1 protein-coding gene is annotated in these 656 nt (G+C 48.0%); it reads left to right on the top strand.

Annotated features, from left to right (window positions below; all coding sequences use genetic code 11):
* Nucleotides 1–180: 180 nt before the first annotated feature.
* A complete protein-coding gene (gene flgP / locus R7R24_RS27575) occupies nucleotides 181–612 on the top strand; it encodes a flagellar assembly lipoprotein FlgP (protein WP_005453982.1) in 432 nt (143 codons plus the stop codon).
* The last annotated feature ends 44 nt before the right edge of the window (nucleotides 613–656 follow it).

The following is a 656-nucleotide window of genomic DNA, read 5'->3' as shown; positions in this document are numbered from 1 at the left end:
GTTGTTGGTATGCAAAGCCGTGTTGTGGTTGCGACAGCGCAAGGGTTCTTGCCTGCAGACCGAATCGGTCGTGATTTGGATACGCTAAATAGCATCCGTACCCAAGATGGCGTGTTGATTCGTTCAGACCCAACTATTCGCCAGCCATACACTGTGATTCTCCGCCCATAGGATAGAACCATGAAGAAGTTATTATTTATTATTGCCACCTTGGTGCTTGTGGGATGTCAGCCATTACAACAGATGCGCCAAGATGAAATTTTAGTGGCGGTAGGTTATGCAAGCGTAAGCGAACAAACTGGCCGCACGGTAGAAGAAAAACGTGTGCGCGCGATGCGAGCATCAAAAATTGATGCGTATCGTGAGTTAGCAGAGCAAGTTTACGGCATGCGAGTAAGCGGTCGAGCCGAACTTGAAGATCAGCGTCTTGGCATTGAAAGCACGAGTGGCGCGGTCGATGGCGTGATTCGCGGTGCAGAGGTCGTGCGCAGTTACTTAGTTGAAGACAGTTACGTCACAGAGTTACGTTTGGATATCCGTAAGATGGATAAGCTACGCGATTACGGTGAAGTTCAACAAGTGCCTGAGAAGCGTCAGCAAACCTTGTTCTAAAACCACTTCACTAAATAAACAGATAATCTTTTCGAGCGGCTGAT

It is taken from the genome of Vibrio sp. 704 (genome assembly GCF_033339295.1).
The sequence above is the reverse complement of the archived record's forward strand: the minus strand, read 5'-3'. Positions and strand labels throughout refer to the sequence as shown.

Bases quoted from the DNA above. Each gene is read 5' to 3' on its own strand.
- flgP (WP_005453982.1), top strand. From the start codon at position 181: ATGAAGAAGTTATTATTTATTATTGCCACCTTGGTGCTTGTGGGATGT.